Source organism: Xanthobacter cornucopiae (assembly GCF_043195065.2).
Classification (GTDB): domain Bacteria; phylum Pseudomonadota; class Alphaproteobacteria; order Rhizobiales; family Xanthobacteraceae; genus Xanthobacter.
In genome coordinates this window covers 775,638-788,074 of sequence record NZ_CM195531.1, presented here as the reverse complement: position 1 = coordinate 788,074, position 12,437 = coordinate 775,638, and the positions used below count along the sequence as shown (strand labels likewise).

General features: G+C 69.1%; 10 protein-coding genes. 9 read left to right on the top strand and 1 reads right to left on the bottom strand.

The window, feature by feature from the left end:
* The first annotated feature begins 92 nt into the window (after nucleotides 1-92).
* From V5F53_RS03430 to V5F53_RS03390, 9 genes are all read left to right on the top strand, one after another.
* Nucleotides 93-1,154, top strand: coding sequence for a polysaccharide pyruvyl transferase family protein (locus V5F53_RS03430; RefSeq protein WP_393997829.1), 1,062 nt, complete (start codon nucleotides 93-95; stop codon nucleotides 1,152-1,154).
* Nucleotides 1,155-1,261: 107 nt separating this feature from the next.
* Nucleotides 1,262-2,614 carry a capsule polysaccharide biogenesis protein gene (locus tag V5F53_RS03425; protein WP_393997828.1) on the top strand — a complete coding sequence of 451 codons (1,353 nt, stop codon included), beginning with the start codon at nucleotides 1,262-1,264 and terminating at the stop codon, nucleotides 2,612-2,614.
* Nucleotides 2,611-3,396 carry an SDR family NAD(P)-dependent oxidoreductase gene (locus V5F53_RS03420; RefSeq protein ID WP_393997827.1) on the top strand — a complete coding sequence of 262 codons (786 nt, stop codon included), beginning with the start codon at nucleotides 2,611-2,613 and terminating at the stop codon, nucleotides 3,394-3,396. The genes V5F53_RS03425 and V5F53_RS03420 overlap by 4 nt, the downstream gene beginning before the upstream one ends.
* 91 nt (nucleotides 3,397-3,487) lie before the next feature.
* The gene (locus V5F53_RS03415; RefSeq protein ID WP_393997826.1) at nucleotides 3,488-4,486 is read left to right on the top strand and encodes an AI-2E family transporter; all 999 of its coding nucleotides are present in this window, start codon (nucleotides 3,488-3,490) and stop codon (nucleotides 4,484-4,486) included.
* A gap of 189 nt (nucleotides 4,487-4,675) precedes the next feature.
* Nucleotides 4,676-6,046 (top strand): glutamate--cysteine ligase, encoded by a 1,371-nt coding sequence (locus V5F53_RS03410; protein WP_393997825.1) that lies wholly within the window; start codon nucleotides 4,676-4,678, stop codon nucleotides 6,044-6,046.
* A 427-nt stretch (nucleotides 6,047-6,473) separates the two neighbouring features.
* The gene (locus V5F53_RS03405) at nucleotides 6,474-7,418 is read left to right on the top strand and encodes a DMT family transporter (RefSeq protein WP_393997824.1); all 945 of its coding nucleotides are present in this window, start codon (nucleotides 6,474-6,476) and stop codon (nucleotides 7,416-7,418) included.
* Between the two features lie 218 nt (nucleotides 7,419-7,636).
* Nucleotides 7,637-8,200: an alkyl hydroperoxide reductase subunit C gene (gene ahpC, locus V5F53_RS03400; protein WP_393997823.1), complete on the top strand. Its 564-nt coding sequence runs from the start codon at nucleotides 7,637-7,639 to the stop codon at nucleotides 8,198-8,200.
* Nucleotides 8,201-8,341: 141 nt separating this feature from the next.
* On the top strand, nucleotides 8,342-9,925 hold the full coding sequence (gene ahpF, locus V5F53_RS03395; protein ID WP_393997822.1) for an alkyl hydroperoxide reductase subunit F: 1,584 nt from the start codon (nucleotides 8,342-8,344) through the stop codon (nucleotides 9,923-9,925).
* Nucleotides 9,926-9,977: 52 nt separating this feature from the next.
* Nucleotides 9,978-10,886 carry a LysR substrate-binding domain-containing protein gene (locus V5F53_RS03390; protein WP_393997821.1) on the top strand — a complete coding sequence of 303 codons (909 nt, stop codon included), beginning with the start codon at nucleotides 9,978-9,980 and terminating at the stop codon, nucleotides 10,884-10,886.
* A gap of 365 nt (nucleotides 10,887-11,251) precedes the next feature.
* On the opposite strand, the gene V5F53_RS03385 is transcribed toward V5F53_RS03390, so the two are convergent.
* Nucleotides 11,252-12,418 carry a trypsin-like peptidase domain-containing protein gene (locus V5F53_RS03385; RefSeq protein WP_509212871.1) on the bottom strand — a complete coding sequence of 389 codons (1,167 nt, stop codon included), beginning with the start codon at nucleotides 12,416-12,418 and terminating at the stop codon, nucleotides 11,252-11,254.
* Between the last annotated feature and the right edge of the window lie 19 nt (nucleotides 12,419-12,437).

The window sequence follows — 12,437 nt, the reverse complement described above, 5'->3', positions numbered from 1 at the left end:
ATGGTAAAAGGCTCCAGGCGGAAAGGCCTGCGGATTCGACGCGCAGCAGCCCGAGGACCGGAAGCAGACCTGAAAGCATGAGCGGATCGCGCGTGATTGACAGCCCTGACGCCATCCCCCTGGGATGGGCCGGCGCCTCGCTCGGCATGACCTATCTGAATTTCGGCGACGCCATGAGTCCGGTGATGGTGGCGCTGGTGGGGGGGCGTGCGGTCCGCCGCGTGGCCTACGCCTCCGACGAGACCCGCATGGCAGCGGTGGGTACCATCGGCCACGGCTTTCGCGGCGGGACGGTCCATTTCTGGGGCACCGGCTGCTCGCACTGGGCCAATCCCTCCGCGCCCAAGGCGCGGCGCGTGCCGTACGTGCGCCCGCGCGGCACCGACATGGTGATCCACGCCACCCGGGGCCCGATCTCGCGGGCGCTGCTCTCCGGCGGCGACACGAGTCCCGGCGTATTCGGCGACCCGGTCTGGCTGCTGCCACGCTTCTACCGCCCGCGCATCAGGAAGAAATGGCGCCTGGGCGTGGTGCTGCACCTCTCCGACCTCGCCGACCGCGCCTATGAGGCGCACCCCCTGCCGGCGCTGCGGCGCTATGACCTGCCGGCGGGCCTCGCCAGCGAGGTGCGCCTCATCACCACGGTCACGCCCATCGGCGTCGGCCGGCTGAAGGCCAAGGTGGATGAAATCCTGGCCTGCGAGCGCATCGTCTCCACCAGCCTGCATGGCCTGGTGATCGCCGAGGCCTATGGCATCCCCTGCCTCTATTTCGCCGCCGCGCGCGACAAGGCCGGCCTGGCGGCGTTCGAGCTCGATCCCCAGGCGCCCACCAACCCGCGCATCGCCGATCTGTACGGCGGCGTCGGCGCGCGCCGGCGGCAGGCCTATTTCCAGCCCCGCCGCACCGCCACCGACTGGGAGGACGTCATCGCCGCCATCGACAGCGCCTGGAGCCCCCTCGATTTCGACGGCGACCGCCTGATCGATGCCTTTCCGTTCGGCGCGGCGCCGCTGGCCGCGACCGCCGGTGCAAGCGTGTGGAGCCACCCGGTGGTTCGCGCCCTTGCCTTGCAGCATGACGTTGCAGAACTCCAAAACACTTCTAAGAGGAGATGGCCGTGGTCGTGGGCGCGGCCATTGAAACGCGCCTGAAGGCCCCGGCCGGCGCCGCGACGTCCCGGCCGGGACGTCGCGGGCAAGAAAAAGCGAGCCCGGAACCGAGGGGCGCGCACGAGGGCGAGGGAGGGGATCGAGGCCAGATGAGAGGTCCAGAGCAGGCGCAATCGCGCCCGGCCTCCCAGGACAGCGCGGCGCCGTCCGGCACCACGCCGGATGCCCCCGTGCGCGAACGCCCCGCGCGCGCGGCCGGGGCCAGCGGCCGCGTGATCCTGATGCTTCAGGGGGCGGCGTCGCAATTCCATTGGGAGCTGGGCCAGGCGCTGCAGAAGCGCGGCGCGCGCATCATCAAGGTGCATCTGTGCGCTGGCGAGTGGGTGCTGTGGCCCGGCAAGGCCCTCTCCTATCGGGGCCGCCCGGAACGCTGGCCCGAATACGTGGCCGCACTGATGCGCGAGGAGGGCGTCACCGACCTCATCCTGTTCGGCGACTGCCGCTTTTACCACGCCCAGGCCATTCTCGCCGCGCGCGCGCTCCGGGTGCGCCTGCACCTGTTCGAGGAAGGCTACCTGCGGCCGCATTGGATCACCCTGGAGCACCAGGGGGTCAACGCCTTCTCGGATTTCCCGCGCGATCCGAAGGTGCTGCTGGAAGAGGCCGAGCGGCTCGGCCCGGCGCCCAAGCCGCGCATCTATCACGACCGCTTCTCCCTTCGCGCGCTCTGGGACGTGGCCTGGAACTCGAACCTGATCCTCGGCACGCCCGCCTATCCGCATTACCGGCGCCATGCCACGCTGCACCCGGTGAGCGAGTATGCCGGCTGGCTGCGCCAGTTCACCCGGCAACGCCGCATCGCCGCGCGTGACGCGGTGGCGCTCCAGGCCCTGCGGGCCTCGGGGGCGCGCTATTACGTGCTGCCGCTCCAGCTCGACGGCGACTTCCAGATCCGCGTCCATTCCGACTTCCGCGACACCCGCGAGGCCACGGAGATGGTATTCGCCTCGTTCGCCCGCGCCGCGCCGCGCGATGCCCGGCTGATGGTGAAGCGCCACCCCTACGACGTGCCCCTGTGCGATCGCCGCAGGCAGATCACGGCGCTGGCGGAGCGCCACGGCTTCGCCGACCGCCTCACCTTCGTGGAGAGCGGCGACATCGTGCCCTTCATCGCCGCCTCCGCCGGCACCATCGTGGTGAACTCCACCTCCGCCACCTTCGCCCTGAACAACGGGGTGCCGCTGATGGTGCTGGGCCGCGCCACCTACAAGATTCCGGGTCTCGCCTTCCAAGGCCCCCTCGACGACTTCTGGACCAAGGCGGAGCCGCCCGACGCGGAGCTCTGGCGGGCCTATCGCCGGGTGCTGCTGGAGCGCACCCAGATCAATGGCGGCTATTTTTCCCGCAAGGGCATCGCCGCCGCCGTGGTGGGCGCCAGCAAGCGCATCCTCGCTACCCCCGCTCCCGCCTCTTCCCCTGCCACGCCCGAGTCGAAGCCGTGAGCGCCGCGGCGGCAGGGCCGGGCCATGTGGCCGTCACCGGGGCCTCGGGCGGCCTCGGCGCGGCGTTCGCGCGGCATTATGCTGCGCCCGGCGTGCGCCTGCTGCTGATCGGCCGCGATGCCCGGCGGCTTCAGGCCACCGTCGCCGACTGCGTCGCGCGCGGAGCCGACGTGGATGCGCTGGTCTGCGACATCCGCGACACCCGGGCGCTGGCGGCGGCGCTGCACGCCCGCGACGCCGCCCATCCGGTGGACCTGGTGATCGCCAATGCCGGCGTCGAGGCCAGCATCGGCGCCGACGGCGCGCCGGAGCCGCTGGACGCAGTGCTGGCGCAGGTGGAAACCAACCTGGCCGGGGCGCTCGCCAGCGTCGTGCCGCTGCTGCCGGCCATGCAGGCCCGCCGGCGCGGCGGCGTGATCCTGGTGTCGTCGCTGGCGGCGCTGGAGCCGCTGGCGGACCAGCCCACCTATTGCGCCACCAAGGCCGGCCTGCTGGCCTGGGGCGAGGCGGCGCGGCCGTGGCTGCGGCGCTTCGGCATCACCGTGACGGTGGCCTGTCCCGGCTTCATCGCCACCGGCATGAGCGCCCGCTATGAGGGCTGGCGGCCGCTGGAATGGAGCGCCGACAAGGCCGCCCGCCACATCGCCCGGGCCGCCGCGCGGGGCCGGGGCCGGGTGGACTTCCCCTGGCCGCTGGTGGCGCTGATCGGCCTCGGCAAGCTGGCGCCGCGCCCGGTGCGCGAGGCGGTCCGCGACCTGCTGTTCCGGCTGAGCATCCACTGAGGCCGGCGGCGCGCCATCGGGGCTTCGCGCGCCGCGCGATATGGTCGAGACTGTCACCCGCCCGTTCGGGCCGCTGGGGAAGGGAACGCTCATGATGTCGGACAGGAACGTGGCCCGCGTCGTGGCCATCGCCGTCCTGGTGATGGCGGGATTCTACTTCGCGTGGCAGGTGGTCAGCGTCTTCCTGATGGTGTTCGCGGCGGTGCTGGTGGCGGTGGGGCTGCACAGCCTCGCCATTCCGTTCGCCCGCGTGACGCGCCTGCGCGAGCATTACGCCGTGTTCCCCGTGGCGCTCCTGGTCATCGGCGGGCTCATGCTGGTGGGCTTTCAGTTCGGATCGACCATCCAGGTGCAGGTGAGCCAGCTGGTGCAGGACCTGCCCCAGGCCTGGAAGGCGTTCGAGGACCGCTTCCACCTGAGCGAGATGATGCCGGAGCTGCTGCAGCGGGCCGAGGCCGCGGCGCCGCCCAGCAGCGTCATCATCACCATGGTGCAAAGCTTCACCACCAACCTGCTCCAGGTTCTGGTCGGGCTGTTCCTGGTGCTGGTCGGCGGCCTTTATTTCGCGGTCGAGCCAGCGCTCTACCGCAAATTGTTCCTCGCCCTGTGGTCGGAGCAGGAGCGCCCGCGGGTGCTGCGGCGCATGATGTTCATCGCCGAGGACCTGCGCGGCTTCCTGAAGGCACAGGTGATCGCCATGCTGGTGGTGGGCGTGCTCACCTTCATCGGCCTGACCCTCCTCGGCATCCCCTCGGCGCTGGCGCTGGCGCTGTTCGCCTCGCTGGCCGAGTTCGTGCCCATGGTGGGGCCGGTGGTGGCGGCCATTCCCGCCCTGCTCATCGCCCTGACCCTCGGCCTTGATTCGGCGCTGTGGACCCTCGCCATGTTCGTGGCCGTGCAGCAGACCGAGAGCAACCTCATCACCCCGGTGCTGCAGCAGCGCATGGTGGCGCTGCCGCCGGCGGTGACGCTGTTCGCGGTGGTGGTGTTCGGCAGCCTGTTCGGCCCGCTCGGGGTGCTGCTGGCCACGCCGCTGACGGTGCTGGTGTTCGCCGCCGTGCGGGCCCGCCCGGACACCGAGGCCGCCTGAGCCGAGGACCCGCGGGCGCCGGAAGCGGAGGGCAGCCGGCTTGCATCAGGCGTGCCGAAACACCGCTGCCGCCGCCGGCCGCGGCGGGCCAGCGCGGGGCCCCGTTTGCCTCGGCCCGGCAGCCGTGTATGGTCGCGCGCCCCCGAGTAGCCCCTCCAGTGTTCCTTCCGTGCTGAAGAGATTGTCCGTATGGCCCGCGATACGCTTGACGCGACCCCCATTACCTCCCGCGACGAGCTGGTCGCCTGGATCGAGAGGGGGAACAAGCCGGACAGCGCCTTCCGTATCGGCACCGAGCACGAGAAGATCCCCTTCACCCTCTCCCGGCACGAGCCGGTGCCTTACGAGGGGCCCAAGGGCATCCGCCAGCTTCTGGAAGGCATGCGCCTGCTGCTCGGCTGGGAGCCCATCATGGAGGGCGAGCACATCATCGGCCTCGCCGACGTCACTGGCGGCGGTGCCATTTCCCTGGAGCCGGGCGGGCAATTCGAGCTGTCCGGCGCGCCGGTGCAGACCATCCACGAGACCTGCGCCGAGCTCAACGCCCATCTCGCCCAGGTGCGGCAGGTGGCCGAGCCGCTGGGAATCGGCTTCCTCGGCATCGGCATGAGCCCCAAGTGGAGCCGCGCCGAAACCCCGGTGATGCCCAAGGGCCGCTACAAGATCATGGCCAACTACATGCCCAAAGTGGGCACGCTCGGCCTCGACATGATGTTCCGCACCTGCACCGTTCAGGTGAACCTCGACTTCTCCAGCGAAGCCGACATGGTGAAGAAGATGCGGGTGGGCCTGGCGCTGCAGCCGGTGGCCACCGCGCTGTTCGCCAATTCCCCCTTCACCGAGGGCAAGCCCAACGGCTTCCTCTCGTTCCGCTCCGAGATCTGGCGCGACACCGACAATGCCCGCTCCGGCATGCTGCCGTTCGCCTTCGACGCCGGCTTCGGCTTCGAGGCCTATGTCGACTACGCGCTCGACGTGCCCATGTACTTCGTGAAGCGCGGCGATGCCTATGTGGACGTGGCCGGGACCTCCTTCCGCGACCTGCTGGCCGGCCGCCATCCGCTGCTGCCCGGTGAGACCGCCACCCAGTCGGACTGGGTCAACCACCTGTCCACCATCTTCCCCGAGGTGCGGCTGAAACGGTTCCTGGAAATGCGCGGCGCCGACGCCGGCCCCTGGGCCAAGCTGTGCGCCCTGCCGGCGTTCTGGGTGGGCCTGCTCTACGACCAGCAGAGCCTGGATGCGGCCCTGGACCTGGTGAAGGACTGGACCGCCGAGGAGCGCCAGCGACTGCGCGACGACGTGCCCCGGCTGGCCCTGAACGCCGAGATTCGCGGCCGCCGGCTGCGGGATGTGGCGCGCCAGGCACTGGCCATCGCCAGCGCCGGGCTGGCGCGGCGCGCCCAGCTCGATCGGCAGGGCCGCGACGAGACGCGGTTCCTGGCGCCGCTCGAAGAGACCGTGTTCTCCGGTCGCTCCCCCGCCGAGGTGCTGTTGGAGCACTTCCACGGCGACTGGAACGAGCAGGTGGAACCGGCCTTCACCGCCCTCGCCTACTGAGCCGCTCTTCCCCAGCGGCGTGGTGCGCTGGCACCGCCGGACTGCCATGCGTAAAGCGCATGGCGCTTGATCGTCCGCCAGCCGGCGGGTGGGCGCGGCGGGCCGGTTCAAAGCCCGGCGCGGCGGCGTTCCACGCGCCTGTGATGGCCATTCGAGGCATGAGCCAACGCGATACCTCCCGGCATGCGCCTTGAACGCCGCCCGCGCGGCACCGGACGCGCCGGAGCGCCAATGCTATGACAGCGGCGAAATGAGGTTTCCTCCCTGCCCTGCACGACCGGGTTCGCCGCCCACCGGCGCACCGAACAGGGGCTGACGCGCTTTAATGACGCAGATCCGGACGCCAGCCGCTAGACGCGCCGGCTGGATCTGCCCAGGCCGCCGTCCCGCCCCCGGCCGGGTGCCTGCTGATCCCCGGAGCACAACGATGTCCTCGGCCCCCGCCCCTTCCGCCGCCCCGTTCGGGCCGGCGGGCCTGCTGCTTTATACATTGACGGTGCTGATCTTCGGCTCCGGCTGGCTGCCGTTGCGGATGCAGCTGGGCGTGGTGGCGCCTGAGGTGTCGCTGACCTGGCGATTCCTGCTTGCCACCCTGGTCATGCTGGCGGTGCTCGCCGTGCGCCGCGACCGATTCATGTTCGGCTGGCGCGATCACCTGGTGTTCGCGGTGCTGGGGGCGACCCTGTTCTCGCTCAATTTCATCACCTTCTATTATGCCGGCTACCACCTGCCCTCCGGCCTGCTTTCGGTGGTGTTCGCGCTGGCGGCGGTGATGATTCCCCTGCTTGGCGCACTGGTGCTGGGCCAGCCGCTGCGCCGGCGGGTGATCGCCGGCGCGCTGGTGGGGGTGGCGGGGCTGGCCCTGGTGTTCGGGCCCTCGGTCGCATCCGGGGAAGGGGTGAGCGGCGCCGGCGAGGGGCTGGCCCTGGCGCTCACCGGCACCTTCTGCTTCTCGGTGGGAAGCCTGGTCTCGGGCGTGGCGGGGCGGCGCGGCTATCCGCTGGTGTCCATGAGCGCCTGGGGCTTCTTCTACGGCTTCGTGATCCTGCTCGCCCTGGCGCTGGCGCGCGGCGCGCCGTTCATGGTGGAATGGAACGCGCGCTACATCGGCTCGCTGCTCTACCTCGTGGGCGCGCAGACCCTTTCTGGATTCGCGCTCTATTTCCTACTGATCCGCCGCATCGGCGCCAGCCGCGCCGGCTATGCGACGGTGTTGTTTCCGCTGGTGGCGCTGGCGCTGTCCACATGGTTCGAATCCTTCCACTGGACCCTCGGCGCCGCCTTCGGCATCGCCCTGGTGCTGGCCGGCACCCTGCTGGTGCTGCTGCCGCCCCGCGCCCGGCCGGATGCCGGCCCCGCTCCCAAAGGCTGATCTTCGTGCGCTGCGCCGTTCTGCCGCAGCGCACGAACGGCTTCTGCCCCGGCCTTCCGACCGCAGTCGCATTGGGATGAAAGGCTTAGCGCACCAGTGATAGCTTCAGCCTATCAAAATGCACAAATTTATCTATTTCCTTTATCCCGACAGCCCCCATATGTTGCGTCGCGAAGGCTTCGCCCCTTCGGCACCACAACCTGACCCAAGGAATTGTCATGTCTCTCGTGAATACCAAGATCAAGCCTTTCAAGACCCAGGCTTTCAAGGACGGCAAGTTCATCGAGGTGAGCGACGCGGACCTGGCTGGCAAGTGGTCGGTTTTCTTCTTCTATCCCGCCGATTTCACCTTCGTTTGCCCCACCGAGCTTGGTGACGTGGCCGACCATTATGCGGAGTTCCAGAAGCTCGGCGTGGAGATCTACTCGGTGTCCACCGACACCCACTTCACCCACAAGGCCTGGCACGACACCTCCGAGACCATCGCCAAGATCAAATACACCATGCTCGGCGACGCCAACCACGAGATCTCGACCAACTTCGAGGTTCTGCGTCCCGGCCAGGGCCTTGCCGACCGCGGCACCTTCATCGTCGATCCGAACGGCGTCATCCAGGCCGTGGAAATCACCGCTGAGGGCATCGGCCGCGATGCCGCCGACCTCCTGCGCAAGGTGAAGGCCGCCCAGTACGTGGCGTCCCACCCCGGCGAGGTCTGCCCGGCCAAGTGGCAGGAAGGCGAGAAGACCCTCGCTCCCTCGCTCGACCTCGTCGGCAAGATCTGATCGCGACAAGATCTGATCGCGACAAGACCGGTTCGCACCGCGATTTGATCGTGCGCATGGCAGCCTTCCCCCGGCGGGGGAAGGCTGCTTTCCCCGGCGGGGGGCCGGACTTCACTTCCATCTGTTCATCGGAGGATTGCCATGCTCGACAATACGATGAAGGCTCAACTCAAGACCTATCTGGAGCGGGTGGTCCGTCCGATCGTGATCACCGCTTTCGTGGACGACGGCGCCAAGTCCAAGGAGACGCTGGAGCTGCTGGCAGACATCGCCCCGCTGTCCGACAAGATCACCGTTGTCGAGAGCCGCGACACGCCCGGCGCCCGCATTCCCTCCTTCGCCCTCACCAGCCCGGGCCAGGACATCCACCTCGTGTTCGCCGGCCTGCCCATGGGCCACGAGTTCACCTCTCTGGTGCTGGCGCTGCTGCAGACCGGCGGCTATCCGCCTAAGGTGGAGCAGGCGATCATCGACCAGATCAAGGGCCTCGACGGCGACTTCACCTTCGAGACCTACTTCTCCCAGTCCTGCCAGAACTGCCCGGACGTGGTGCAGGCCCTCAACCTCATGGCCGTGCTGAACCCGCGCATCAAGCATGCGGCCGTCGACGGCGCGCTGTTCCAGAAGGAAGTGGATGCCCGGCAGGTGATGTCGGTGCCCACCATCTACCTGAACGGCGCCGTGTTCGGCCAGGGCCGCATGGGGGTCGAGGAGATCGTCGCCAAGCTCGACACCGGCGCGGTGGAGCGTGAGGCCAAGCGCATCGCCGCCCTCGAACCGTTCGACGTGCTGGTGGTGGGCGGCGGCCCGGCCGGCGCCGCCGCCGCCATCTACGCGGCGCGCAAGGGCATCCGCACCGGCGTCGCCGCCGAGCGCTTCGGCGGCCAGGTGCTCGACACCATGGCCATCGAAAACTTCATCTCGGTGCCCTACACCGAGGGGCCGAAGCTGGCGAGCGCGCTGGAACAGCACGTGCGCGAGTATGAGGTGGACATCCTCAACCTCCAGAAGGCCGAAAAGCTGGTGCCCGGCGCCGACTACGTCTCCGTGGAGCTGGCCAATGGCGCGGCGCTGAAGGCCAAGAGCGTCATCCTCGCCACCGGTGCCCGCTGGCGGCAGATGGGCGTGCCCGGAGAGGACACGTATCGCTCCAAGGGCGTGGCCTACTGCCCCCATTGCGACGGCCCCCTGTTCAAGGGCAAGCGCGTGGCGGTGATCGGCGGCGGCAATTCCGGCGTGGAGGCGGCCATCGATCTTGCCGGTGTGGTGGCCCATGTCACCCTCATCGAGTTCGACTCCAAGCTGCGGGCCGACGAGGTGCTTCAGCGCAAGCTGTACAGCCTGCCGAACGTGGACGTGAAGCTCTCCGCCCGCACCACCGAGGTGCTCGGCGACGGGCAGAAGGTGACGGGGCTCTCTTATGAGAACCGCGTGTCCGGCCAGACCCACGCCCTGGAGCTGGAGGGCATCTTCGTGCAGATCGGCCTGCTGCCCAACACCGAATGGCTGAAGGGCAGCCTGGAGCTGACCGGGCGCGGGGAAATCGTGGTGGACGACCGGGGCCAGACCTCGGTGCCGGGCGTGTTCGCAGCCGGCGACTGCACCACCGTGCCCTACAAGCAGATCATCATCGCCATGGGCGAAGGGGCCAAGGCCTCCCTCGGCGCCTTCGACTACCTGATCCGCACCTCGGCTCCGGGCGAGCCGGAAAGCAAGGCGGCGTGATCCCTCCGCCGCCCGCCGGATCATCCCGGCGGGCGGTGCGGATCGGCACATCATGACCCTGCGCGAGCTGCAATACCTCATCGCCCTGGCCGACCACCGCAACTTCCGCCGCGCGGCGGAAGCCTGCCTGGTCAGCCAGCCGACGCTGTCGATGCAGATCCGCAAGCTCGAAGAAGAGCTGGGCGTGCCGCTGGTGGAGCGCGCCCCGCGCAAGGTGATGCTGACTCCCGCCGGCCGCGACGCGGTGGAACGGGCGCGGCGCATCCTCAGTGAAGTGGACCAGATGAAGGAAGCGGCCCGCCGTAGCCGCGCCGCGGAGGGCGGAACCCTGCGGCTGGGCGTGTTCCCCACCCTCGGCCCCTATCTGCTGCCCCATGTGGTGCCCATGATCCGGGCCCGCTTCCCCCAGCTTGAGCTGGCGCTGTTCGAGGAGAAGAGCGCCGATCTCATCGCCCGGCTTTCCGCGGGCACGCTGGATGCCGCCTTTCTTGCCCTGCCCGTGCACGACCATCACCTCCACGCCGAGTTCCTGTTCGAGGAACCCTTCCTGCTTGCGGTTCCACGCGACCATGTGCTGGCGCAGCGCCGCTCGCTGCATCTGGACGAACTCGGCCAGCACAATCTGATGCTGCTGGAGGACGGTCACTGCCTGCGCGACCAGGCGCTGGAGGTGTGCCAGTTGTCCGGGGCACGGGAGAAGACCGAGTTTCGCGCCACCAGCCTGGAAACCCTGCGCCAGATGGTGGTGGCGGGCGCCGGTCTCACACTGCTGCCCATGCTGGCCACCAAGAACCAGCCGCAGCGCACCGACAACATCCACCTGCTCGATTTCGTCGATTCCCGCCCCAGCCGGCAAATCGGCCTGCTGTGGCGCAAGACCTCGGCCATGGCGGCCCTGCTGATGCAGGTGGCGGAAATCTGCCGCCAGCTGCCGGCGGACCTCCTGAAGCGCGCCAGTTGAGGACCCAGGCGCCGATCTTCCGGCCAGACTGAGGCACCACCTTCACGCGTCCCGCCGGTTTAGCGGCGGGCCCAGTGAGGTCCGCCCGCCAGCCTTTGGCTTGACACCATCGGTCCCGGTCCGCGACCGGCACCAAGGTGGAGCACGCGATCATGGCGCGGGGACTTGCCCAGCCCCCGGCCTGTCACGCTCGACGTCTCCTGCCGAATAGCCTCTTGGCGGAATAGCCTCTTGACCGAATAGCCTCTTGGCCGGATACCCCGCCGCCAGCCCCCACGCCACCAACGCGCATCGCCGGCACCGGCGGCGGGGCAATTCCATGGACAACGCACACCCGGCGGGCAAGTGCCCGGGGCCATCGGGATTCAGCGGCAAAGCACAAACACGGTGAACGCCTTAGCCTTTTCGGCAATGGACGCCGGATCCAGCGGCGCGCCACTGGCGGCGCCGATGGCGGGCTGCACGGAACTGCCGTCGAGAAAGGTCTGTGCCACCGAACTCTTGATGGCGAAGTTCACGTTCTGCGCCAAGTCCTTCGTCACCGACGCCAGCTGCAGCGCATTGAGCTTCGACACCACCACGCCGGCGATGTTCCCATACTGGTCCATCAATGGACCGCCGCTGTTGCCGGGCTGCACCGGCGCGGACACCTGCAGCATGCGGCTGTCGTCATTGAGGCCCGAGGTGGCGGTGATATTGCCCACGGTGAAGTTGCCCGAGCTTGCCAGCAGCCCCGCCAGCGGAAAGCCGTAGACATAGATGCTGTCGCCGATGCGGGTGCGCGGCGCCAGCGTCGGCACCGGGCCGGCCGGGCCGCTCTGCGCCTTCAGCAAGGCAAGATCGTTGGTGGCGTCACGGGCGATCACCTGCACGGGCTCGCTCACGGAACCCTGGCGGGTGATCTCGACGGCCTTGCAGCCGTCGATGACGTGAAAATTGGTGAGCAGATGACCGGCCGGGCTGATGAAGAAGCCGGTGCCGGAACTGGTGCCGCCGCCCTTCCCCTCGCCGGGGGCGGCCTTCGCCTGGGCCGGCCCGCGCCGCTCCTTGAGCCCGGCGATCAGCTCCTTCTGGCAGTCCAGCACCGCGTCCAGCGCGGCCATGGACCCGGCCAGGGACAAGCGGGTGATGCTCTTGTTCTCATAGCGCACATCAAGCCCGCCGGCACGGGCGAGGTCCACCATGAAGCTGTCCTTGAGATCGGTGCCGACCAGGCTGCGACCGGCGCTCGAATCGGCGCCGGTGAAGGTGCCCTGCCAGCGGCCACCCCCTCGCGCCACCAGCTGGAGCTTGTAGCGCTTGCCCTCCTCAAGGGAACGCCAGCGCGGGTTGGACAACGCGAAGAACGACTTGTCGCCATCGACGATGCCGAACCAGACGGTGGTCTGGTCCTCGTATTTCGCCTTGGCAAGGCAGCCGAGGGCCTTGGCGTTGATGCCGATGTCCCAGCCCCGGACCTCGCCGAAGGTCTCGTCCATGACCAGCAGCCCCTGGGCGATGGCCGCCGACGACGCCGCCAGAAGCGCGGCCATGACGAGCAGACCGGCGGCC

What these genes read in the sequence shown, in the direction of transcription:
- V5F53_RS03425 (WP_393997828.1), top strand. Translation starts at nt 1,262, where the DNA reads ATGAGAGGTCCAGAGCAGGCGCAATCGCGCCCGGCCTCCCAGGACAGC.
- V5F53_RS03415 (WP_393997826.1), top strand. Translation starts at nt 3,488, where the DNA reads ATGATGTCGGACAGGAACGTGGCCCGCGTCGTGGCCATCGCCGTCCTG.
- V5F53_RS03410 (WP_393997825.1), top strand. Translation starts at nt 4,676, where the DNA reads ATGGCCCGCGATACGCTTGACGCGACCCCCATTACCTCCCGCGACGAG.
- V5F53_RS03405 (WP_393997824.1), top strand. Translation starts at nt 6,474, where the DNA reads ATGTCCTCGGCCCCCGCCCCTTCCGCCGCCCCGTTCGGGCCGGCGGGC.
- ahpC (WP_393997823.1), top strand. Translation starts at nt 7,637, where the DNA reads ATGTCTCTCGTGAATACCAAGATCAAGCCTTTCAAGACCCAGGCTTTC.
- ahpF (WP_393997822.1), top strand. Translation starts at nt 8,342, where the DNA reads ATGCTCGACAATACGATGAAGGCTCAACTCAAGACCTATCTGGAGCGG.
- V5F53_RS03390 (WP_393997821.1), top strand. Translation starts at nt 9,978, where the DNA reads ATGACCCTGCGCGAGCTGCAATACCTCATCGCCCTGGCCGACCACCGC.
- V5F53_RS03385 (WP_509212871.1), bottom strand. Translation starts at nt 12,418, where the DNA reads ATGGCCGCGCTTCTGGCGGCGTCGTCGGCGGCCATCGCCCAGGGGCTG.